Consider the following 22,261-nt stretch of genomic DNA (forward strand, 5'->3'; position numbering starts at 1 on the left):
GCACGGCCTTCACTCCCTGCGCATGTCGTGGCGGCGAACGTCGCCGATGGCGTGCTGCGCGGTGGCGAGCGCAAGGTCGACGTGCGCAAGGCCACGCTGCTGGAACGGCCGCGAGCGCGGATCGTCTTCTTCGCGCGCCACATCGGAGCGCACCTTGCGCAGCAGGTCGACCGCGGCATGCAGGCGGCCTTCGGGCGGCAGCCACGCATCGGTGGGCTCGCGCCATTCGACGGGCTTGCCGTCGAGCCATGCGGCGTGCTGCAGGTCGCCAATGGCGGCGTGGATCTCGTCGATCACCACCTGCTCGTCGCGCGAGACCTGCCCGTCCTCGGGGCGGCGGTGTTCCACTTTCCAGGCGGCGGTGTGAAGGTCGGACAGGGCGTGGAGGTAGAACGGATGCCTGCCGTATTCGTCGGCCAGTGCGGGCAACGAAGCCGCGGCCAACAGAGCGAATATGGGGGCGAGCGCGGCGATTAGGCTTTTCTTCTTCATCTTCGGGGCTCCTGTGAGTGACGGACTGCAAGGACGCATCCTCAACCGCCGGAACCCCCTTCGCGTTGACGCTCTTTACCCTCGTAACGCTGCGCAAAGCTGGCGCCCAAGCGCCAGCTAAGTCAGGCTGCCGACAGGCTCTGGGGTGCTGCGCCCGCGATCTGCCGCAAGGCCCGCTCGAACACTTCCACGGGCTGGCCGCCCGAAATGAGATGCCGGTCGTTGATGATGATCGCGGGCACCGAGTGGATGCCGGCATCGGTGTACATGCGCTCGCGTTCGCGGGTTTCCTGCGCGAACTCGTCGCTGTCCAGGATCTGGCGGGCGCGGACCGGGTCGAGCCCGGCTTCGGCGGCTGCGCGCACCAGCACCTCGGGGTCGGAAGGGTTCTGGCTGTCGGTGAAATAGGCCTTCAACAGCAGCTTCTTCAGCGCCGCCTGCCTGGCCGGGCTCTCCAGCTCGGCCCAGTGCAGCAGCCGGTGCGCATTGAAGGTGTTGTAGACGCGGGGACGGCCTTCGGGGCTGAACTCGAAGCCCACCGCAGCGCCGCGCTGGCGGATCATTTCGCGCGACTGCGCCTGCTGCTCGCGCGTGGAGCCGTACTTCTGGTTGAGATGCTCGAAGGTGTCCTGGCCTTCGGGCGGCATCTGCGGATTCAGCTCGAAGGGCTGGAAGTGCAGCTCCGCGGTGACTCCGGGTGCCACGTTCCTGAGCGCAGCCTCGAGCGAACTCAGGCCAACGGCGCACCAGGGACAGGACACATCGGAGACGAAGTCGATCTTGAGGTGGGAGGGAGAAGAGGAAGTGGGGGTGGTCATGGCGCCATTCTTCACGGCGCCACAACCCTTGGCAGGCAAAAGGTTTTCAGCCTGCCCGCGTACCCCGCAAGCCTCAGGCGGCGGCCTTGGCCAGTCGCGCGTCCTGCAGCGTCTTCTCGCGCAGGCGGTCGTACTCGTTCTTGTCGACCGGCACCGCATCGGGCTTGCCCAGGTCGTTCATCCGGATGCGGTAGGTTTCCCGCGCGCTCAGCGCGGCCAGCGCCGCCAGCACCGTCACCGCAAAGGTGATGGCACCCACGGTGAACCACACATTGGTCGAGCCGGGAGGCGCCACGGCCGCGAACAGCGCCGGCAGCAGCGCGGTGAAGGTGGTGCCGATGTTCTGCGAGATGGCCATGGCCGAGACGCGGTTGCGGGTGCGGAACAGTTCCGGATAGAAGCTCGGGAAGGTCGCGTTGTAGCCCTGGTACACGATGCCCCACATCAGCAGCGACATGCAGATGGCCAGCGGCACGTTGCGGATACTGATGGCGTACAGGTACACGAACGACAGCAGGCCCGAGAGCAGCGCGCCGACGATGATCGGCGGGCGGCGACCGATGCGGTCCGACAGGTTGCCCACGAACGGGATCACGATCACGGCGAGGATGTTGCCGAGCACGGGGATCCACAGGTACACGTCCTTCTGGAAGCCGATGCCGTAGGCGGCCTGCACGGCATACGCCGCGCCGAACACGGTAGCCACCACCGGAATGACGTTCATCAGCGCCATGCAGACCACGCGCAGCATGTCGGCCCAGCTGTCGGTGAAGGCCTGGATGATCGGCGCCTTGGCCGTTTCACCCTTCTTGTCGACTTCGGCGAAGGCCGGCGTCTCGTCGACTTCGCGGCGGATGATGTAGCCCGCCACGATCACGAGGAAGCTCAGCAGGAACGGAATGCGCCAGCCCCACGAGTTGAAGGCGTCTTCAGGCATGTAGTGCGCCAGCGGCAGGAACACGGCAGCCGCCAGGATCTGGCCGGCCTGCACGCCCTGCAGCGTGAAGCTCGCGAAGAAGCCGCGACGGCCGAAGGGGGCGTGCTCGAGGATCATCGAGCTGGCGCCCGAGATCTCGCCCGCCACCGCGAAGCCCTGCACCAGGCGCAGCAGCACCAGCAGCACGGGAGCCAGCAGGCCGACCTGGTCGTAGGTCGGCAGCAGGCCGACGGCCACGGTGGAGAAGCCCATCAGGAACATGCACAGCACCAGCACCTGCTTGCGCCCGTGCGTGTCGCCCCAGTGGCCGAGCACGAAGGCGCCGATGGGGCGTGCGACATAGCCCACGCCGTAGGTCGCGAGCGAGGCGACGATGGCCGTCGTCGGGTCGCCCTTCGGGAAGAAGATCTGCGGAAAGATCAGCGCCGCCGCGGTGGCGTAGATGAAGAAGTCGTAGTACTCCAGCGCCGAGCCGATCCAGCCGCTTGCGGCGGCCTTCTTCGACTGGTGCCTGCCTTGCGGCTCATGGGCTGTGTTGTTTGCCATGTGTTGTCTCCAGTGGTGACGATAAAAATGAAATCAGCTCTCTGTCGGTCAATCTGCCAGTCAATCAATCCTGCGCCTGGGAAGCCATGCGCGCCGGTGCGTTGAGGGCACCGTAGGCGTCGTAGCTGCCCACGCGCTGCGCGACCTCGAAAAACAGTCCGCCCTCGAAACTCTCGGTATAGATGTGCAGGTAGTCGCCGGCCGGCGAACGGTCGAACAGCACGCCCGCTTCGCGCATGCGTGCCAGCAGCGCGGGCTCGATGTCGATGCGCGTGGCCAGGTCGTCGTAGTAGTTGTCGGAGATGGGCACGAAGCGCGTGCCGTTGGCGCGCAGCTTCGCGGCCGTGTCGAAGATGTCGGCGGAACTCAGCGCGATGTGGTGCACCGCGCCGCCGCCGGTCACGCTCAGCGTGCGCGCGGTGCGGGTGCGCTGGCTCAGCGACACGTTGAGCACGAGGCGCAGGCTGCGGTCGGCGTTGGCGACGCCGCGGCTGCGAATGAGGCCGAAGGGGTCCGCCAGCTCCAGGCTCTCGCCCGGCTCCAGCCCGAGCACGGCGCGCGTGAACAGCACCCAGGTGTCGAGCTGGTCGACCGCCAGGCCCAGCGCCACGTGGTCGATGCGCTGCAGGCCGGCATCGTTGGCACCGGCGCCCTCGTCTTCCAGGATGAAGTCGGCCTCGTACAGGCCGTTGGCGCCCAGCGCCTCGGGCACGAAGTGGATCAGGTTGCCGCCCGGCGCGACGATGGCCGGCACGCGCAGTTCGTTGGGGCCGACCGGGCTGTCGTGCCGCTGCGAACGCATGGCGGTGGCGCGGCCCACGGCTGCAAGCGGATCGTCGCAGCGCACGCCCAGTGCACACACCGAGGTACCGTGCGCCTCGAAGCGGGCGCGCGCGAACGAATCGGGCTGCGCGTTGACGATCAGGTTGATCTCGCCCTGGCGGTACAGCGTCACGGCTTTGGAGCGATGCCTGCCGATGCGACGGAAGCCGAGCTGGCCGAGCAGCGTGGCCAGCGTCGCGGCCGAAGCCTCGTCGGCGGCGAACTCGATGAACGACAGGCCCGACAGAGCCGGCACCGTCGGCGGGTTGAAGAGTTCGACGCGCTGCGGCTGCACGTGCCCGGTGGCGGACAGGCGCTGGCGCGCCTCGCTTTCCAGATACAGCAGCGAGCGCATCGCATCCACCGCGGTGCGGCGGTTCGGCGTCTCGCGGAAGATGTCGTTGAAGATCTCCAGCGACAGCGGCCCGGTGTAGCCCGCGCGCAGTACCTGCTCGAAGAAGCCGACCACGTCGAAGTCGCCCTGCCCCGGGAACGAGCGATGGTGGCGCGCCCACTGCAGCACGTCCATCGACAGCAGCGGCGCATCGGCCATCTGCAGGAAGAAGATCCTGTCGCCGGGAATTGCGGCGATTCCCGCCGGATCGTCTTTCAGCGACAGCGTATGGAAGCTGTCGAGGATCAGCCCCAGGTGCGCATGGTTCGCCTGCTTCACGATCTCCCAGGCCCGGCCGTACAGCGAAGTGTGGCGACCCCAGGCCAGCGCCTCGAAACCCACGCGCAGGTTGCGGCGCGCGGCGCGCTCGGCCAGCTCGTGCAGCTGGGCCGCGGCCAGCGACTGGTCATTGATGGCCAGCGGCGAGGTGTTGGAGCAGCACAGCACCATCGGTGCGCCCATCGCCTCCATCAAGTCGAACTTGCGCTCGGCGCGATCCAGGCTGCGGCGGAACTGCGGCTCGGGCATGCCTTCGAAATCGCGGAATGGCTGGTAGAGATCGATCGACAGGCCCAGGTCGCCCGCGATGCGGCCCAGTTCGGCGGCCGTGCCCTTGAAGTTGATGAAGTCGGCTTCGAACAGCTCGATGCCGTCGAAACCGGCGGCGGCGACGGCTTCGAGCTTCTGGCGGAGCGTGCCGCTGAGCGAGACGGTGGCAATGGAGCGATGCATGGGGGTGGACTTTAGAAACACCCGGATCGCGCCACAATCAATTCAGCGGCCCTTTGATCGATGATCGATCACATACGTTCGTCATTCGCACGAAATACGGGATACACCTAGGCCGCCGAGCCCGCGCACGCCCTTCAAAGGCTGCGCCAGAAATCGATCAGCAGCTGCGTGAACTCCACCGGCCGTTCGACCGCGCTCAGGTGCGCGGCGTCGATGGTGGCCAGGCGCGCGCCCGGAATGGCCCCGACCATGGCCTGCGACATCGCCATCGGCGTGGCCTCGTCCTGCAGCCCGCCGATCACCAGCGTGGGCACGGCGATGCGGTGGTTGCTCTCGCGGAAATCGATGGCCGCGACGGCATTGCAGCTCTCGATGTAGCCCTGCGCGTCGGTGCGCACCAGCACGTCGTGCAGCTTCTCCGCGGCGGCAGCGCCCTCGGGCGTGCCCACGTAGGCCGGCGTGAGCCAGCGCGACACGGCGCCGGGAGCGATGGCGGCCACGCCCTTGGCGGCCACCGTCTCGACGCGCGCGCGCCAGGGCGACTGGTCGGGGTAATGGGCAGCCGAATTGGCGATCACCATCGTCTTCAGCAGCTCCGGGTGCCGTACCGCCAGCGCTTGGGCGGTCATGCCGCCCATCGAGAGGCCGACGAAGTGCACGGGCTCGCCGCCCGCCTCGCGCTGGATGAGCTCGGCCACGTCCTGCGCCAGCGTTTCCACGCGCAGCGCACCGGGCACAACTTCCGACGCGCCGTGGTTGCGGTGGTCGTAGCGCAGCACCGTGTGGGCGCGCGAGAGCTGCGCGGCCACGCCGTCCCACATGCTCAGGTCGCAGCCCAGTGCATGGCTGAGTACGACGATGGGGCCATCGCCCTCGCGAACGACATTCAAACGGGTCATGGTGTGGTTTCCTTCTTGGGGTGTTGCAGACGCGGCAGCCAGAGGAACGCGATGGCCACCAGCACGCTGCCGGCAAGCAGCATCGGCAGCACCATCGGCCAGGCGCCGTTGGAAAAATCGGTATCGACGAAACGCGCAGCCAGCTGCCCCGCGCAGAACGCGACCATCATCATGCCGAAGCCGGACCACGACACGGCCCGGCCCGCCAGATGCGGCAAGTCGCCCACCGCGCCCGCCTGCCCGCAGGGTTGGTGGATGCCGTGGCCGAGGCAGTAGACGGCGTGGCCGAACAGCAGCGGCACCGCGCTCAGAGGCATGAGCCAGCAGCCCAGCGCCTGCATGGTCGCGCCGGCAAGGCTCAACGATGCGCCCAGCTTCACCGTGCGCACGGGGCCGTAGCGCCTCAGCAGGCTGCGGCACATCGTGGTGCTGAAGATGTAGACCAGCGAGCCGCCGGCGGGGATCCAGCCGTACCACGCGGGCGACCAGCCGAGGTAGCCGATGTAGACCATCGGCGAGAGCAGCAGGAAGCAGAACAGCCCGCCGTAGGTGGTGGCCGCCACCGAGGCCCACGCGCGGAACGACCGGCTTGCGAACACGGCGCGCGTGCTGCCGCGCGGCGCGGACGACTCGCCCTCACCCACCGGCCGGCGCGTTTCGCCGAACGAGCGCCAGCACAGCGCGAACAGCACCGCGGCATAGGCCGCCATCGCGGCCATCACCCAGCGCCAGCCCGCGCCCTGCACCAGCCACGCGCCGAGCAGCGGCGCCATCAGCCCGACGATGCCGAGGCCCGTGAGGCCGCGCGCCATCACATGCGGGCCTTCGTGCGCGGGGTAGAGATCGCGCACCGCGGCGCGCGCACACACGAGGATCGCCGCCATCGAGAAGCCCTGCAGCGTGCGCCAGCCCGCGAGCAGCGCCACGCTGTCGGCGAACGCGCCGCCCAGCGCCGCGACGGTGTAGCAGCCCAGCCCCGCCAGCAGCACCGGCCGCCGCCCGAAGCGATCGGCCAGCGGCCCGCACAGCAGCTGCGCGAAGCCGAAGGCCAGCACGAACAGCGTGAGGCTGGTGCTGGCCGAGCCGAGCTCCTTTGCGATGGCAGGAAGCGCGGGGAGATAACTGTCGGTGGCCACCGGCTGCGCCGCCAGCAGCAGCGGCAACAGCAGTGTGAAAGTGACGCCGAAGCGCCCTTTGCTGTCCTTCGAGGGAGTGACCGGTGCGGTCACTGCGGCGCCGCAGGCAGCAGGCCCTTCTCGCGCAGGATGCCGGTCGCGATGCCAAAAGCGTGATTGGCCACGGGCACGCCGCAGTAGATGGCGGCCATCATGATCACTTCCTTGATGTCCTCGGGCGTCAGGCGCGACTCGGGCGGCGCGTCGAGCGCGGCGCGCACGTGCATCGCGAATTCCTCGTAGGCGTGGATGCCCAGCATCATCGACAGCACCATGTAGCGGCGCGTCTTGTCGCCCAGCGCGGGGCGGCCCCAGATGTCGTTCCACGCGTGGCGCGTGATGAGCTCCTGAAACTCGGCGTTGAAGCCGTTGCGGTTGGCGAGCGACCTGTCGACCCAGGCGTCGCCGAGCACGCGGCGGCGGTTGACGAGGCCGGCTTCATAGACGCCGGGCTGGACGGGCGGGTTTTCGGGGGTGGTCATCGGGAGAGTTCCTTGTCTGAATCGAGCCGTGCCTGCAGCGCCTTCACTTCGGCGAGCGCGGTCTGTCCGGCGTCGTGTGCGAGCGCGGGGGCGAACCATTCGTCCGCCGCGTCGCGCGGGAGTTCTGCGCGCAGCCGGTCGATGTTGGCGCGCATGCGCGCGGCATCGACCTGCAGGCCGGGCAAGGCGCCTGCCATCGCGCGCACGCTGCCGTGCGCCGACATCAGGAGCTGCGGCCATTCGGCCAGCTCGGCCTGCCAGGCGCCGAGGGCGCGTTCGTGCTGCTGCGGCATGGCGCCGAGCAAGGCGGCCACGCGCTGAGGCGCACGGTGCGCGGCGGCGATGGCGACCATCGAGGCCACCGGATTGCGCTTGTGCGGCATTGCCGACGAGCCGCCACGGCCCGGCTCGCTGGGCTCGGTGACTTCGCCGACCTCGTACTGCCCGAGCAGCGAGATGTCGACCGCGATCTTGCCGAGGCTGCCGGTGACGAGGGCCAGCTCGCAACCGAGCGCGACCCATTCGTCGCGTTGCGTGTGCCAGGTCGCGCCCGGATCGCCCAAGCCGAGTTCGCGGGCCATGCGCTTGCGCACCGCGGCGCCCTGCCCCTTCATCTGGGCCAGCGTGCCGACGGCTCCGCCGAGCTGCAGCTGCAGCGCATGCTTCGCGGCATCGCGAAGGCGGATGCGGCTGCGCACCAGCGGCGCGGCCCAGCCCGCGCACTTGAAGCCGAAGCTGGTGACGGAAGCCGGCTGCATCAGCGTGCGCGCGAGCATCGGCGTCTCTGCATGCGTCACGGCCAGGCGCAACAGCGCATCGGCGGCCTTGGCAAGGTCGGACTCAACGAGCGCGACCGCCTCGCGCGTGACAAGAGCCATCGCGCTGTCGATCACGTCCTGGCTGGTGCTGCCGAAATGCACGAAAGGCACGGCCTCGGCATTGAAGAGACCGACGGCTTCGCGCAGCGCCTTCACCAGCGGAATCGCGACGCTGCCCGCGCGGCCGCTCTCGCGCACGATCTTGGCAACGTCGAACAGCTCGACCTTGCAGCTGCTAACGATCGAATTCGCTGCGCTCTCGGGGATCAACCCCTCGGCTGCCTGCGCGCGCGCCAGCGCCGCTTCGAAGCGCAGCATGGCATCGACGAAAGCGCGGTCGCTGAAGGCGCCGAGCGTTTCGGACGTGGAAAGGAAGCCTTCGAAAATACTCATCGCACGAGCCTCCCTTTCTTCAGTACTTCAGCTGCGCCACGGCGCGCAGCTCTTCGGGCGAGGCGGTGCCGAAGCCGAAGAACTCCAGGTAGGCCGGAATCATCTCGAACAGCATGTCGGTGCCGACCTGCACCTGGCAGCCCTTGGCCTTGGCTGCTTGCAGCAACGGCGTGTACTCGGTCTTCATCACGACCTCGCCCACGAAGGTGGTCGGATCGATGCGGTCCACGTCGAAGGGCAGCGGATCGCCCTCCTTCATGCCCAGCGGCGTGGCGTTGACGACCACGTCGTAGCCGGCCGGGTCCTTCGAGCCGGTGGCCACCTTCATCTGCGGGTAGTGCTCGCGCAGCCGCGCGGCCAGCGCGCTGGCCGAGGCTTCGCTCATGTCGAACAGCATCAGCTCGGCCGCGCCCGCGGCGGCGATCGACGCGGCAATGGCCGAGCCCACGCCGCCCGTGCCCGACACCAGCACGCGCGTGCCCTTGAAGAGCCGCCCCTTGCGCTCCACGCCGCGCACGAAGCCGGCACCGTCGAACTGGTCGCCCAGCAGCGTGCCGTCGGGCCGCTTGAGAACGGCGTTGCAGGCGCCGGCGACGCGCGCGGTGGGCGTCACCTCGTCGACCAGCGACATCGTCGCCACCTTGTGCGGCATGGTCACCAGCGCGCCGCGGATGTTGCTGAACTTGAAGATCTGCGGCAGCGACGCCGCGTAGTCCTCGGGTTTCACGCCCATGGGCACCACGACGGCGTCGATGCCCTGCTTGTCGAACCAGGGGTTGTAGATCATCGGAGCCTTGAAGGTCTCCGTGGGGTAGCCGATGTGGGCGATGAGCGTGGACTTGCCGGAAATCATGTGAGTCGTTTCGGGAGTTGAAGCGTGGCTCAGGCCACGCTTGGTGAGTGATAGCGCAGGGGCTGCGCGATCTCGGCGTGCATCGCCGGCGGATAGATGATTTCGCGCAGGAAACCGGCGTCGGCCTGCATCGCCTCCGCCGCGTCCATGTGGCCGAAATAGCGGAAGTAGTGCGGCATCTGCTGGATGAGCATCTCGAAGCCCGCCTGGGCATTGAGGCCGCGAGCGCGGGCAGCGCGCACCAGCGGCGTGGGCTGGTTGCGCAGGAGGATGTCGAAGAGCGCTGCGTGGCCGTCCATGCGCATTACGTCGACGGGCAGCGCGTCGTCGTCGCTCAGCCCCAGCTGGGTGGCGTTGACGACGAGGTCGTAGCCTTCGGGCGCGTTGCTGTCCACGGCAACCACGGTTGCGTCGAAGAAGGCATCGAGCTTGGCCGCCACGCCTGCCGCCTTGCCGGCGGCCTTGTCGTAGAAGGCGATGTGCGCCGCGCCGTTCACCGTGCCGCCCTCGGCCAGCGCCACGCCGATGGCGGCGGCGCTCACGCCCGCGCCGAGGATCAGCACGCGCTTGCCGCGGAAGGGAATGTTGTAGTGGTCGAGCGCGCCGATCAGGCCCTCGCCGTCGAACAGGTCACCCTCGAGCTGGTCGCCCTCGGTGCGGCGCACCACGTTGACCGAGCCCGCCACGCGCCCGAAGAGGCCGCAGCCGTCGAGCAGGTCGACCACCAGCGGCTTGTGGGGCGGCGCGATCACCATGCCGCGCACGTTGCGCGCAAGGAACGCCGACTTGAAGAACACCGCGAAGTCGCGCACCGGCACCTGCATGGGCAGCAGCACCGCGTCGATGCCGAAGCGCTCGAAGGCCGCGTTGAACATGCGCGGCAGCCGCACATTGCGAACCGGGTCGCCGGGGATCAGGTAAGCCTGGGTGCTGCCGCTGATGGAATGGCTCATGTGCATGCTTCCGTTCGTCAATCGCTCTTTTCGAGGCCGGATGGCGAGCTTTATAGTCTCTTCGGCGGATCCATGCAGCCTTGGGCGCATCAAAACGTGCGATTATCGAACTACAAAATTCACTGATCGTTCAATTCAAGGGTTTTCACCTGCACCGAATGCAAACCCGGCCCCTTTCCACGAAGGCACACTTCCGCCCATGAGCAAGGACAGCAAGGACGACCCGGCGCCGCCTCCCGGCCTCGACAAGCGCGACTGGATCGCCGGCCTCGAGCGCGGCGTGAGCATCATCGAAGCCTTCGACGACGCCAACCCGCGCCTCACCGCCAGCCAGGCCGGTCAGCGCACGAACATGACCCGCACCGCCGCGCGGCGCTATCTGCTGACGCTGCAGCACATGGGCTACGTGGCGAGCGACGGCAAGCTGTTCTGGCTCACGCCCCGCGTGCTGCGCCTGGGCCAGTCGTACCTGGAATCGGCCCGCCTGCCGCGCGTGGTGCAGCCCTTCTTGCAGCGGGTGGCGGCCGGCACCAACGAGATCGCGTACCTCAGCGTGATGGACGGCGACGAGGTCGTCTACATCGCACGCAACGGCCCCAACCGCAGCATGAGCACCGGCTACGTGCTCGGCGCGCGCGTGCCGGCGCAGGTCACGGCATCGGGCATGCTGATGCTGGCCCTGCGCAGCGACGCCGAGCTGAACGAGTGGCTGACGACAAAGCAGCTCACGGTGTTCACCTCGCACACCATCGCGAGCATGGAGCGCATGAAGCTCGAGTTGGCGCGCATCCGGGCACAGGGCTGGGCACTGTCGGAGCAGCAACTCGACCTGAACTCGCGCGGCATCGCGGTGCCACTGCGCGACCGGCACGGCACGCTGGTGGGGGCGCTGAACATCACGATGCCGATGGGCCACGAGAGTTCGGAAGACGCAGTGGCGCGTGTGCTGCCGGTGCTGCGGGAGACGGCACAGGCGATGCGGAACCTGATCTGACCCGACTGACAGGATTCCGACAGCATCCCCCGGGCAGGATGCGCGCTTTCAATCCAAAAAGCGCTGGAGACAATCCATGTCCAACCTCTTTTCCCCTGACGACGCCCGCCTGAACCGCCGCGGCCTCCTGCAAGCCGGCGGTGCCTTGGCCCTCGGCGGCCTGCTGCCCTCGATGGCCTCCGCGCAGGACACCTGGCCGAACAAATCGATCCGCTTCGTCGTGCCCTTCGCCCCCGGCGGCAGCTCGGAGATCGTCGCGCGCTCGACCGCCGCCGAGCTCTCGCGCACTCTGGGTCAGAGCGTGTTCGTCGACAACAAGCCGGGCGCGGCCGGCAACATCGCGATGGGCGAGGTGGCGCGCGCCACCGACCAGCACACGATCATCCTGGGCCACATCGGCACGCTGGCGGTCAATCCGTACATCTTCGCCAAGCTGCCCTACGACGCGAACAAGGATTTCAAGCCGGTGAGCCTGCTGGCCAAGGTGCCCAGCCTGTACGTGGTGCACCCCGACGTGCCGGCAAAGAACCTCAAGGAGTTCATCGCCTACGCCAAGTCGAAGCCCGGCAAGCTCAGCTACGGCTCGGCGGGCAACGGCAGCGCGGGTCACCTGGCTTTCGAGTACCTGAAGATGACGGCCGACGTGTTCATGCTGCACGTGCCGTACCGTGGCACCGGCCCGATGGTGACCGACCTGCTCTCGGGCCGGCTCGACGCCTCGGCCATCGGGGCGGCGGCGGTCCTCCAGTTCATCAAGGCGGGCAAGGTGCGCTGCATCGCGACCGGCTCGGCCAAGCGCCTGCCGCAACTGCCCGACGTGCCGACCGTGGCCGAGCAGGGCTTCCCGGGCTTCGAGATGACGCAGTGGTACGGCATGCTCGCGCCGGCCAGCATCACGCCGCCCCAGCTCGCCAAGCTCTCGGCCGAGACGATGAAGGCGGTGAAGTCGCCCGACTCGATGCAGCGGCTGACCAACGACGCAGCGGAGGCCATCGGCGGCACGCCGGAGCAGTTCGCGCAATTCATCGCGTCCGAGCAAGCCCGCTGGCAGAAGGTCATCGCAAGGGCAAACATCAAGCCTGATTGAGCCCCGCAGGCTCTAGCATCGGCGCCATGCGCATCCTGCTGGCGGAAGACGAACACACCCTGGGCACCTGGCTCTGCAAGGCGCTGGAGCACGCGGGCATCCAGGTCGAATGGGTGGACGACGGGCGACTGGCGGACCGGGCGCTCCAGCAGCGCGACCATGACGCGCTGGTGCTCGACCTGGGCCTGCCCGGGCTCGACGGCCATACGGTGCTGCAGCGGCTTCGCGAGCGCGACCAGCGGCTGCCGGCGCTGATCCTCACGGCGCGCGACTCGCTGAACGAGCGCGTGGCCTCGCTCAATTCGGGCGCCGACGATTTCCTCGCCAAGCCTTTTGCGCTGGCCGAGCTCGAGGCACGGCTGCATGCGCTGGTGCGGCGCGCGCGCGGCGTGGAGCATCCGCGGCAGGCCTGCGGGCCGCTGGTGTACGACGGCGCGCGGCGACACTTCACGCTCGATGGCGAGGCGCTGGCGCTGTCGCCGCGCGAGCTGGCCGTGCTGCGCGTGCTGGTGCAGCGCAGCGGCGAGCCGCTGTCGAAGCAGCAGATCCTCGACCGGGTGTTCTCCGACGACGAGGAAGTGCATCCGGAAGCGGTGGAAGTCTTCGTCTACCGGCTGCGCAAGCGGCTGGACGGCAGCGGCGTGCGCATCGTCACGCTGCGCGGGCTGGGCTATGTGCTGGAAGCCGACTGAATGAGCGTGGTAGCCGACGTGGCGCACCGCCTGCGGCGCGCGAGCCTGTGGCAGCGGCTCGCGCTGCTGCTCTTCCCCGCCCTGCTTGTCGTGACCTGCATCGAGCTGTGGATGACGCGGCACGACGCACTGGCCGCCGCCAACGCCGCCTATGACCGCTCGCTGCTGGGCGCGCTCAAATCCATCGACGCCAACATCTCGACCGCCTCGGGCGGCCTCTCGGTCGAGTTGCCCTACACGATGTTCGAGTTCTTCGAGTTGACCGCGAGCGGCCAGGTGTTCTTTCGCGTGGCGACTTCCGACGGACTGGTCGAGCTGGGCAGTGCCGATCTGCCTGCACCGCCCGCCACGCTGGCGATGGGCGTGCCAGCCTTCTACGACGCAACCTACTTCGGCGAGGCCGTGCGGCTCGCCGCCTACCGTCGCGACCTGGACCGCGCGCCAGCGGGCAGCACCGGGCGCAGCGTGCTGATCCAGATCGGCGAGAGCACGCGCTCGCGGCAGGAGTTCACAGCGCGCTTCGTGCGCAGCGCCGCGCTGCGCGACGGGCTGGTGCTGGCGATGCTGCTGTGCGGCACCGCCCTGGCGCTCGCGGCGGCATTGCGCCCACTCTCGCGGCTGGCGCGCGAGGTGAGCGCGCGAACGAGCGACGACCTCACGCGCATCGCCGAGGCCGACCTGCCCGCCGAGGTGCGCCCGCTGGTGGCGGCAGTCAACCAGCAGATGTCGCGCACGCAGGATCTCGTGGCCCAGCAGCGCCAGTTTCTCGACGACGCATCGCACCAGCTGCGCACCCACCTGACCACGCTGCAGATGCAGGCCGACTACGCGCGGCGCGAGGAAGACCCGGTGCAGGTGCGGGTGGCGCTCGACGCGCTCGGCACCGAGATCGGCCGCGCAACGCGCAGCGCACAACAGTTGCTCGCGCTGGGCCGCAGCGACACGGTGTCGGTGGAACCCGCCGGGTTCGATCTTGCGGCGCTGCTGCGCGAAGTGGCTGTCGACCTGCTGCCGCTGGCGCGCGCCAAACGCATCGACCTGGGCATCCATTCGCCCACGCCCGAGTTCCCCGCCGTGGCCGATCGCGGGCTGATGCGCGAGGCGCTGGGCAACCTGGTGACCAACGCGATCACCTACACGCCGGCCGAGGGCACGATCACGCTCTTTGCCGCGGGCGACGCGGCGGGCTGGAGCCTCAACGTGGAAGACAACGGCCCCGGACTGAGCGAGGAAGAACGCGCCGCCCTGGGCCAGCGCTTCCGGCGCGGTGCGCGTGCCGGCAAGGGCGGCTTCGGGCTGGGGCTGGCCATTGCGCGCTCCATCGCGCATCGGCACCAGGGGGAGTTGCGGCTCGAGGCGCGCGAGGCCGGCCCGGGGCTGCATGCGATCATCTGGTGGCCGCGCACTACAGCGCCCGCCGCCATCTGACAGGCCCGCCGCCATGCCCCATCTTTCCAGCCGCCGCCATGCATTGCGCGCCCTGTGCGCACTGCTGGCGCCGTCGCTCGGCATGCGTGCGATGGCCGCGAGCGATCCTTCCGGGAACGCCGCCGACTGCGTGATACCAGCCAAGGCCGGCGGCGGCTTCGCGCTGACCTGTGCGCTGGCGCGCGATGCATTGCAGGCCGTGCGGCCCGGACGCCCGCCGCTGGCCCAGCGCTACCTGCCAGGCGGCATCGGCGCGGTGGCCTTCGACCGTATCGCCACCGGCAAGCTCGGCGGGCCGGGCACGCTGGTGGCGTTCTCCAGCGGCTCGCTGCTCAACCTCGCGCAGGGCCGCTTCGGCCCGCACTCGCCCTCGGCCGTGCGCTGGATCGCCACGCTGGGCACCGACTACGGCGTCATCGCCGTGCACCGCGACTCGCCCTACAAGCGGCTGCAGGACCTGGTCGCCGCGCTGCGGCAGGACCCGTCGCGCATCGCCTTCGGCGCGGGCGGCACGGTCGGCAGCCAGGACTGGGTGAAGGCAGCCCTGCTGGTGCGCGCTGCGGGGCGCGACCACAAGGCTATGCGCTTCGTGTCGTTCGAGGGTGGCGGGGACGCATTGAGCGCGCTGCAGGGCAAGCATGTCGACGCATTTCCCGGCGATGCAGCCGAGGCACTGCAGGCCATCGCGGGAGGAGCCGCCGTGCGGCTGCTCGCGGTGCTGTCGGAAAGCCGCCTGGGTGGCGCGCTCACCGGCGTACCTACCGCACGCGAGCAAGGCGTCGACCTGGCATGGCCGACCGTACGCGGCCTGTACCTGAGCGCGGACGTGCCGGAAGCCGCCGTGCAGGCCTGGGCCACGGCGTTCCGCGAAGCGAGCGCCGCGCCCGGCTATGCCGCGCTGCGCGAACAGCACGGGCTCTACCCCTTCGCACTCACCGGCGCGGCGCTCGACGACTACGTGCAGGCGCAGATCAAGGCCTACCGGCGGCTGGCGGACGAACTGGGCCTGCGGCGCTGGCCCTCCTGACGAACACAGGCAAGATCGCGTCCATGACCGAAGACGCCATCACCCAACACATCATCGACATGCTGGCCGGCGGCCACTTCCAGATCGCCGACGACAACACCTTCTTCTTTCACGACGCGGACAACAAGTTTCCGTTCGCCACCATCGTGACGAAGGACGACGAGTTCGACAGCGCCTCGAAGCTGGACCGCCCGGGCCTGTTCCGGCTGAACATCGGCGTGGGCAAGGAGAGCTTTCGCGCGTTGTTCGGCGAAGAGCTGGCCGCCATCGACCACAGCGCGCTCGACACGCTGATGCCGCATCCGGTGTACGCAAAGATGTACTGGATCAGCGTGATCAACCCGAGCGCAAAGACCTTCGAGACGGTGAAGCCGCTGATCGCCAAGGCGTTGAACCTCGCGCGATCGCGAAAGGCCGGTTAGGCCGCCTTCAGGAACACATCGTGGTCCGGCGCGAAGTTGGCGTGCAGCGGCAGCATCGCGCCGCCGAGCGCACAGGCTTGTGCGCCCGCCTTGCCGCCATGCAGCCGAGGCTGCCACAGGCCTTCCCAGTTGCAGCGGTCGAGCGCGTCGCGGGTCTGGTCGAGCAGCGCCTGCAGCAGCGGGCGCGACATCGAGCCGTCCACCACAACATCGGCCAGGTCGAGCATGGCCGTGCCGCACACGATGGCATGCGCCAGCGCCTGCGAGGCGCTCTCCAGCCAGGCCAGCGTCGCACCGGCGAAGGGTGGCTGCAGCGCGCGTTCGTCGTAGGCAGCCATCGGGTCGAGACCTTCGCCGACCAGTCGCTGCTCCAGCTCCCACAGCGAGGCCTGCGCCACGAGCTGCGGCGGCAGCGCTCCACGACTGCCCGGCGGCTGCATCGGCAATGACGCCAGCGCACCCGCATTGCCATTCGCGCCGGTGTGCAGGTGCGAGTTGATGACCAGCCCGCCGCCCACGAAGGTGTCGACGAAGATGTACAGGAAGCTCTTGAGGTCGTGCCCTCGCCCGCCGACCAGCTCGGCAACGCAGGCGGCCACGGTGTCGCGCGCGAAGCTCACCGGCACGTCGGTGCGCGCCCGCACCTCGGCGGCCAGGTCCATCTGGTTCCACAGGTCGGACTGTCCCTTCGACAGCCCCAGCGTGCGATGCCAGCCGCCAAGCAGGAACGGTGCAGCCAGCCCCACGCCGACATTGCGCGCAGCCAGCGGCCCCAGCCCGTCGCGCAGCCGATGGATGTGCTGCGCGATGGCGGGCAGCAGCTCGTCGGCGTCGGGAAAGTCGTAGCCGATGGCATGCCGCTCGCGCACCTGTGCGGTGAAGTCGATCAGCAGCCATTCGGCGCCGCGCCGGCCCACCTTGATGCCGATGGCGAAGGCGCCGTCGGGGTTCAGCGCCAAGGGCACCGACGGTTGGCCGATGCGGCCGCGCACTCGGCTCTGCTTGACGATGAGCCCGTCTTCTTCCAGCCGCGCCGTGATGAGCCCGATGGTCTGCGCGCTCAGGCCGGTCAGCCGCGCGAGGTCGGCCTTGGGCAGGCTGGTGTGAACGCGCAGTGCCTGCAGCACCGTGCGCTCGTTGAACTGGCGCATGCCGACCTGGTTGGAGCCGCGGGGCCGCAGCAGGTCGGGCGTGCGCGCAGCGGGTGTGTCCGCATCAGGCATGCGCCTCCGCGGGCAACTGGTCGGCCGGCATCGCGCCGGTCATCACCGCCACGGTGTCGCTCATGCTGATCTTCTTCGGATCGAGCACGGCCGCGCGCCGGCCGAGGCGCGCCACGTGGATGCGGTCGGCCACCTCGAACACGTGCGGCATGTTGTGGCTGATGAGCACCACGGGCAGGCCGCGATCGCGCACGCGGCGGATCAGCTCGAGCACCATGTTGCCCTCCTTCACGCCGAGCGCGGCGGTGGGCTCGTCCATGATGACCACGTGCCGCGCGAAGGCCGCGCTACGCGCCACCGCCACGCACTGGCGCTGGCCGCCGGAAAGCGTCTCGACCGCCTGCGTCATCGACTGGATGCCGACCTTCAGGTCGGCCATGCGGGCGGTGCTTTCGAGCAGCATCTTCTTCTTGTCGAGCATACGCAGCACGTTGCCCATGAAGCCCGGGCGACGCAGTTCGCGGCCGAGAAACAGGTTCTCGTAGATGGTCATGGCGGGGGCAACGGCCAGGTCTTGATAAACCGTTTCGATGCCGGCGCGGCGCGCCTCCAGCGGATTGCGGAAGTGCACCGGCTCGCCGTCGAGCAGGATCTGCCCCTCGTCGGGCACGATCGCGCCCGACAGCGCCTTGATGAGCGAAGACTTGCCCGCACCGTTGTCGCCGATCACCGCGAGGATCTCTCCTTCGCGCAGTTCGAAGTCGACGCCGTCGAGCGCGGTGACCTGGCCGTAGCGCTTCACCAGGCCCTTGGCCTGCATCACGATCTTGCGTGGGTTTGCAGCAGCGATGGTCATCAGCGTGCTCCCCGGCGCGAGAGTTGGTCGGCGGTGACGGCCAGGATCACGAGGATGCCGGTCACCAGCACCTGGTAGATCGACGACACGCCCATCAGCGTGAGCCCGTTGCGGAACACGCCCACGATCAGCACGCCGATCAGCGAGCCCAGCACGATGCCCCGCCCGCCGAAGAGGCTGGTGCCGCCGAGCACCACAGCCGTGATGGCGTCGAGGTTCTCGGTCTGCCCCGCGTTCGGGTCGCCCACACCGGTGCGCGCCACCGACAGCAGCGAGGCGATGCCGTACAGCACGCCCGCCATCACGTACACGCCCAGCAGCACGCGCTGCGTCGGGATGCCGACGAGGCGCGTTGCCTCGGCGTTGTTGCCCACTGCGTAGACATGCCGCCCGGCAGCCGTCTCGCGCAGCACGAACCACGCGAGCAGATAAAGAGCCACCATCAGCACCGAACCCCAGGCCACCTCTGCGCCACCGATGGCGAAGGTCGTGCCCAGGCCCGTGAGGGCGCCGGGCAGGTCGGTGATGGTCTGCGACGACGAGTACAGCTGCGTGATCGCGAAGGCGATGTTCAGAGTGCCCAGCGTCACGATGAAGGGCGGCAGCTTGATGCGCGTGACCAGCAGGCCGTTGAGCAGGCCGAACAGCGTCGTCACGCCAATGCCGCAGAGGATGGCCACCGGCGCCGGCAGGCCGAGCTCGGTGGCGAACTTGCTCATGATGATGCCGCCCAGCGCCATCACCATGCCGCACGACAGGTCGATGCCCGCCGTGAGGATCACCAGCGTCTGGCCGATGGCGATCACGCCGACCACCATCACCTGCTGCAGGATCAGCGACAGGTTTCCGCCCGTGAGGAAGCGGTCGGACTGGGTCGCAAAGAAGATGCATGCGCCGAGCAGGGCCAGCCACGGCCCCAGGGCGCCCCACGGAATGTGGTGCGTCGCGGATTTCGCCATCGAGATACTCCTCCCCGGAGGGCTGTCAGTTGATTACTTCTTGCCCCAGCAGAGCTCGGTGCCGGTCTTCGTGTCCTTGCTGTCGACGCCGGCCACGCTCTTGCCTGCGATCAGCGTCACGCCGGTGTCGACATAGCCCGAGGCCTTCTTGCCCGTCTTGGCGAACTCGACGCCCGCGGCCACGCCCATGGCGGCCATCTTCAGCGGGTACTGCTGCGAGGTCGCGGCGATGATCCCGGCGGCCGTGTCCTTGATGCCCTGGCAGCCGCCGTCGACCGACACGATCATCACGCCCTTCTCCTTGCCGGCGCGCTTCAGCGCGTTGTACGCACCGGCCGCGGCGGGCTCGTTGATGGTGTAGACCAGGTTCACGTCGGGCGCCTTCTGCAGGCAGTTTTCCATCACCGTCTGCGCCTTGGCCTGGTCGCCGAAGCTGTCGGCCATGCAGACGATCTCGGGCGCCTTCGACAGCTCGTTCGACTTTGCGTCGTTCGCCGGCAGGCCGAAGCCCTTCATGAAGCCGTTGTGGCGCTGCGCGCCCACCGGGTGGCCGGGCAGCAGGTCGAGCGCGACGATCTTCGCCGGCTTGCCCGCCATCGCGGCCTTGGCGTACTCGCCGATCAGCACGCCCGCCGTGTAGTTGTTGGTGGCGAAGAGCGCATCGGTCGCGTCCGGCGGATCGGCCGGGCTGTCGAGCGCAATCACCATCACGCCCTTGTCGCGCGCCTTCTTGATCGCCGGAACGATGGCCTTGGCGTCGCTCGGCGTGATGAGGATGGTCTTGGCACCGGCCGCGATCATGTTCTCCATCGCCGTGATCTGGCCCGCGTTGTCGCCGTCGGCCTTGCCCGCGCCGGAGAGCAGCTTGGCGCCCTGCTTCTTGGCTTCTTCCTGCGCGCCTTCCTTCATCTTGACGAAGAAGGGGTTGGTTTCGGTCTTGGTGACGAGGCCGATGACGGGCTGGTCGGCTGCGAAGGCGGCAGTCGACGCGGTGAGTGCGGCGAGCGACAGCGCCGCCAGGGCGAGGACGGAGCGAGGGCTGGTGTGCATGGGTTGTCTCCTTGGGCGGGCGGTTTGCGCCTGCGGTTTTGGATCCGGATCGCGTGGTGGAAAGCGGGGCGTCCGGGCGCAAGGGGACTATCGGGCAGTGGAATGACTAAATCAAGGTGATTTAGTTATCGAAAACCCGAAGATGAAGAAAGGGTTGCCGAGGCGCTTGCATCAGCGAGAAGCGAAGAGAGCCTCATGGGACCTTCAGTCAAACAGTTTCGAGGCTGCCCCTTGAGCGTTGCACGACCGGAAGCCGCGGGTCGTAGTTGAAGGCAGTGGGTGATGTTCCATTGGTCGATCACCCCAGTCATGCGGAGGCCGCCCGATGCGAAGGACGGTTCGTCGACCGCCCGCGCTTGATCATGTTGCCGCGCTTGCTGTGGCCCCGTTCTCGAAATGCATGTGCTCTTGCGCTGCACTCGAAAAGTTCCCGATGAAGTCCGGCGTCGAATCTCTTTCCGACTTCACTTTGAAATTCCCGCTCTCAATTGCCCACTTATAGACCGAAACACCCACAGGGTACTTGGTCAAAGTGCCGGTCAATCTGTAATTTTCTATCCAATCCAGCCCATCTGCCTTGACTACAAAAATGGCCGAAGGAAATCTTGCTTTCGATCCATTGAAAACCCATATTTCCTTTATTTCACTCATCAAGAACGCCCTCTATATTCACAAGAATAAACGCAAATCATCTGCCCGCATCAAGAAAAAATTTGAAACGCGATGAATCAATCAGATTCAACACTTCGCTTGCAGCTTCGGCATGCTCTCCATTCAACTCTCCATAGAAAACCCACACCCCCTCGAGAGCGCGAAGTCGAACTCGCCGCTGTATTTCTTTGCACTCCTCGTTGACGACCTCCGCAATGGACGCGGCAACAATCTGAAATATGAGCTCAAGCACATCAATTTTGGTGTGCCTAGGGCGAGCATTCAAAAGCGAGGCAATAAGCACCTGAAGCGTTGGCTCTGCAGCACTAGAGAGCTGCCCTTGAACGACGACATGATTTTCAATTTCCCAATAATATTTTTCTGCCTCTTCTATTGAGGAACTCAACAGAGCCTCCAAGGCGAGTGGAATGGAATCTGCTCGCCCTTGGACTTCTTCATATTTGCTCCAGTCAATCCTGGAACATTCAATCAAGGCGAAATCCATCGTTTTTCCCTCAAAGCCAAGCTGACGAGAAGAATCATCTGCGCATGCAGTTGAATCCCCTGGTCAGGCCTCCGCCCTGCCCAGTACTTCGCAGATCGCGCAATGCTCCCCGATAGTTCTTGCGGCGTGCAGGTGATCGCTGGCAGAACGCTATCTCTTTCTAATCGAGGACAGCAGGCCCCCTCTGCCCGTCGCTTCACAGCGGATCCTGCACGATGTCGCAGGCATCGACGTTATCGCACCCGCTCAGCAGCTTTATTTGCTTCGCCCGTCTAAATTAAATCTGGCAACACGAGCCACATCTTCATCGGGGTCCAAACTCAAACTGTTCAACAGATCCAAAGGGATTTTTTTATTTGCAGCCACTTGCTGCCTAACTATTGCGCTTGGGTCGCTCGCAAGACGCACAAACAAATCATTGGAAAGCGACCTCTTCATAGCGACAAATATTTTCACATCCGCCTCATACTGACACAGCTCTTCAAGGATTTCCAAAGGAACAGTTTTATTGTGAGCCACCCATTTTCGATAGCCCGGATAGCGAAAAATAACATCCCGCCAAACCGATACAGGAGCCTCTTCGAGCGCCGATCTATCATATTCAGATTTCTCTTCGCTATCTCGAAGCCGTACAAATTCCTCTGCGGACTCAATCATTTTGCGTTCTTGCAGTTCATTTCTTTGAAATCAATTGACTTTCCCGCGGCGCCTTTATGTTTGTTCATATAATCTCCATAAACATCCGCGTCAGCGACCCATCCGCCGTCTTTGTTGTGCACTTTCCATGTACTACCTCCATGTCCCGTTTGATCGCTCGACCACCAAAGACCCGTAGACGGATCCCTCAGATATTTAACATGACCGACACCTTTAACATGACCATCACAAATCCGATCAAACCTATTCACCTCCCAATGCTTTCGACATTTCTTTTTTGAATTTTGATTCGGCTTTTCTGACTTTCCCTTCCTACCCTCACCCCCAGGGTTTTTGGTCAACCCAGTTGGATCAACCCATTCAACAGGATTGGGTACGTAGCTGTAGACATTAATTCCGCCGTCAAGTCCGACAGGATCTTTACTTAGGAATCTTCCAGCTCGCGGGTCGTAGTAT

The 22,261-nt window shown here is 66.8% G+C and carries 24 protein-coding genes; 6 read left to right on the forward strand and 18 right to left on the reverse strand.

Features of this window, described 5'->3' with window-relative positions; genetic code table 11:
- Nucleotides 1-9: 9 nt before the first annotated feature.
- The 10 genes from EJO71_RS28995 to EJO71_RS29040 all read right to left on the reverse strand — a co-directional run bounded on the left by EJO71_RS28995 (nt 10) and on the right by EJO71_RS29040 (nt 10,314).
- Nucleotides 10-492 carry a hypothetical protein gene (locus EJO71_RS28995; RefSeq protein ID WP_125952115.1) on the reverse strand — a complete coding sequence of 161 codons (483 nt, stop codon included), beginning with the start codon at nt 490-492 and terminating at the stop codon, nt 10-12.
- Between the two features lie 122 nt (nt 493-614).
- Nucleotides 615-1,310 carry a DsbA family oxidoreductase gene (locus tag EJO71_RS29000; protein WP_125952116.1) on the reverse strand — a complete coding sequence of 232 codons (696 nt, stop codon included), beginning with the start codon at nt 1,308-1,310 and terminating at the stop codon, nt 615-617.
- 73 nt (nt 1,311-1,383) lie between these two features.
- Entirely contained in the window at nt 1,384-2,793 is a 1,410-nt protein-coding gene (locus tag EJO71_RS29005; protein WP_125952117.1) for an MFS transporter, read from the reverse strand.
- 64 nt (nt 2,794-2,857) lie between these two features.
- Nucleotides 2,858-4,741 carry a sugar phosphate isomerase/epimerase and 4-hydroxyphenylpyruvate domain-containing protein gene (locus EJO71_RS29010; protein ID WP_125952118.1) on the reverse strand — a complete coding sequence of 628 codons (1,884 nt, stop codon included), beginning with the start codon at nt 4,739-4,741 and terminating at the stop codon, nt 2,858-2,860.
- Nucleotides 4,742-4,875: 134 nt separating this feature from the next.
- The gene (locus tag EJO71_RS29015) at nt 4,876-5,640 is read right to left on the reverse strand and encodes an alpha/beta fold hydrolase (protein ID WP_125952119.1); all 765 of its coding nucleotides are present in this window, start codon (nt 5,638-5,640) and stop codon (nt 4,876-4,878) included.
- Nucleotides 5,637-6,869 carry an MFS transporter gene (locus tag EJO71_RS29020; RefSeq protein WP_125952120.1) on the reverse strand — a complete coding sequence of 411 codons (1,233 nt, stop codon included), beginning with the start codon at nt 6,867-6,869 and terminating at the stop codon, nt 5,637-5,639. The genes EJO71_RS29015 and EJO71_RS29020 overlap by 4 nt, the downstream gene beginning before the upstream one ends.
- A complete protein-coding gene (locus EJO71_RS29025) occupies nt 6,866-7,297 on the reverse strand; it encodes a carboxymuconolactone decarboxylase family protein (RefSeq protein WP_125952121.1) in 432 nt (143 codons plus the stop codon). The genes EJO71_RS29020 and EJO71_RS29025 overlap by 4 nt, the downstream gene beginning before the upstream one ends.
- Nucleotides 7,294-8,508, reverse strand: coding sequence for a 3-carboxy-cis,cis-muconate cycloisomerase (pcaB, locus tag EJO71_RS29030; RefSeq protein WP_125952122.1), 1,215 nt, complete (start codon nt 8,506-8,508; stop codon nt 7,294-7,296). The genes EJO71_RS29025 and pcaB overlap by 4 nt, the downstream gene beginning before the upstream one ends.
- A 19-nt stretch (nt 8,509-8,527) precedes the next feature.
- The gene (locus tag EJO71_RS29035) at nt 8,528-9,361 is read right to left on the reverse strand and encodes a shikimate dehydrogenase (RefSeq protein WP_125952123.1); all 834 of its coding nucleotides are present in this window, start codon (nt 9,359-9,361) and stop codon (nt 8,528-8,530) included.
- Between the two features lie 29 nt (nt 9,362-9,390).
- On the reverse strand, nt 9,391-10,314 hold the full coding sequence (locus tag EJO71_RS29040; RefSeq protein ID WP_125952124.1) for a shikimate dehydrogenase: 924 nt from the start codon (nt 10,312-10,314) through the stop codon (nt 9,391-9,393).
- Nucleotides 10,315-10,513: 199 nt separating this feature from the next.
- On the opposite strand from EJO71_RS29040, the gene EJO71_RS29045 reads away from it, so the two are divergent.
- From EJO71_RS29045 to EJO71_RS29070, 6 genes are all read left to right on the forward strand, one after another.
- Nucleotides 10,514-11,308 carry an IclR family transcriptional regulator C-terminal domain-containing protein gene (locus tag EJO71_RS29045; protein WP_125952125.1) on the forward strand — a complete coding sequence of 265 codons (795 nt, stop codon included), beginning with the start codon at nt 10,514-10,516 and terminating at the stop codon, nt 11,306-11,308.
- 76 nt (nt 11,309-11,384) lie between these two features.
- On the forward strand, nt 11,385-12,395 hold the full coding sequence (locus tag EJO71_RS29050) for a tripartite tricarboxylate transporter substrate binding protein (protein ID WP_125952126.1): 1,011 nt from the start codon (nt 11,385-11,387) through the stop codon (nt 12,393-12,395).
- Nucleotides 12,396-12,421: 26 nt separating this feature from the next.
- Entirely contained in the window at nt 12,422-13,087 is a 666-nt protein-coding gene (locus EJO71_RS29055; RefSeq protein ID WP_125952127.1) for a response regulator, read from the forward strand.
- Nucleotides 13,088-14,515: a sensor histidine kinase gene (locus tag EJO71_RS29060; protein ID WP_125952128.1), complete on the forward strand. Its 1,428-nt coding sequence runs from the start codon at nt 13,088-13,090 to the stop codon at nt 14,513-14,515.
- A 13-nt stretch (nt 14,516-14,528) separates the two neighbouring features.
- Nucleotides 14,529-15,542 carry a tripartite tricarboxylate transporter substrate-binding protein gene (locus EJO71_RS29065; RefSeq protein WP_125952129.1) on the forward strand — a complete coding sequence of 338 codons (1,014 nt, stop codon included), beginning with the start codon at nt 14,529-14,531 and terminating at the stop codon, nt 15,540-15,542.
- 23 nt (nt 15,543-15,565) lie between these two features.
- Nucleotides 15,566-15,964 carry a DUF6194 family protein gene (locus tag EJO71_RS29070; protein ID WP_125952130.1) on the forward strand — a complete coding sequence of 133 codons (399 nt, stop codon included), beginning with the start codon at nt 15,566-15,568 and terminating at the stop codon, nt 15,962-15,964.
- On the opposite strand, the gene EJO71_RS29075 is transcribed toward EJO71_RS29070, so the two are convergent.
- The 8 genes from EJO71_RS29075 to EJO71_RS29110 form a co-directional block, all read right to left on the reverse strand.
- Nucleotides 15,961-17,187, reverse strand: a complete 1,227-nt coding sequence (locus EJO71_RS29075; RefSeq protein ID WP_125952131.1) for an ROK family transcriptional regulator — start codon at nt 17,185-17,187, stop codon at nt 15,961-15,963. The two genes, EJO71_RS29070 and EJO71_RS29075, sit on opposite strands and share 4 nt — an antisense overlap.
- Nucleotides 17,180-17,983, reverse strand: a complete 804-nt coding sequence (locus EJO71_RS29080) for an ATP-binding cassette domain-containing protein (RefSeq protein WP_125952132.1) — start codon at nt 17,981-17,983, stop codon at nt 17,180-17,182. The genes EJO71_RS29075 and EJO71_RS29080 overlap by 8 nt, the downstream gene beginning before the upstream one ends.
- Complete coding sequence (locus EJO71_RS29085; RefSeq protein WP_125952133.1) at nt 17,983-18,942, reverse strand: ABC transporter permease; 960 nt, start codon at nt 18,940-18,942, stop codon at nt 17,983-17,985. The genes EJO71_RS29080 and EJO71_RS29085 overlap by 1 nt, the downstream gene beginning before the upstream one ends.
- A gap of 33 nt (nt 18,943-18,975) precedes the next feature.
- Entirely contained in the window at nt 18,976-19,992 is a 1,017-nt protein-coding gene (locus tag EJO71_RS29090) for a sugar ABC transporter substrate-binding protein (RefSeq protein WP_125952134.1), read from the reverse strand.
- 360 nt (nt 19,993-20,352) lie between these two features.
- Nucleotides 20,353-20,643 carry a hypothetical protein gene (locus tag EJO71_RS29095; RefSeq protein ID WP_125952135.1) on the reverse strand — a complete coding sequence of 97 codons (291 nt, stop codon included), beginning with the start codon at nt 20,641-20,643 and terminating at the stop codon, nt 20,353-20,355.
- Between the two features lie 37 nt (nt 20,644-20,680).
- Nucleotides 20,681-21,148, reverse strand: coding sequence for a hypothetical protein (locus EJO71_RS29100; protein WP_125952136.1), 468 nt, complete (start codon nt 21,146-21,148; stop codon nt 20,681-20,683).
- Between the two features lie 255 nt (nt 21,149-21,403).
- Complete coding sequence (locus EJO71_RS29105) at nt 21,404-21,805, reverse strand: hypothetical protein (RefSeq protein WP_125952137.1); 402 nt, start codon at nt 21,803-21,805, stop codon at nt 21,404-21,406.
- Nucleotides 21,802-22,261 (reverse strand): RHS repeat-associated core domain-containing protein (locus EJO71_RS29110; RefSeq protein ID WP_164546924.1); only part of this gene is annotated, 460 nt, incomplete at its 5' end. The genes EJO71_RS29105 and EJO71_RS29110, both read right to left, overlap by 4 nt.

The sequence above is a fragment of the Variovorax sp. 679 genome, from assembly GCF_003952185.1.
GTDB lineage: Bacteria > Pseudomonadota > Gammaproteobacteria > Burkholderiales > Burkholderiaceae_C > Variovorax.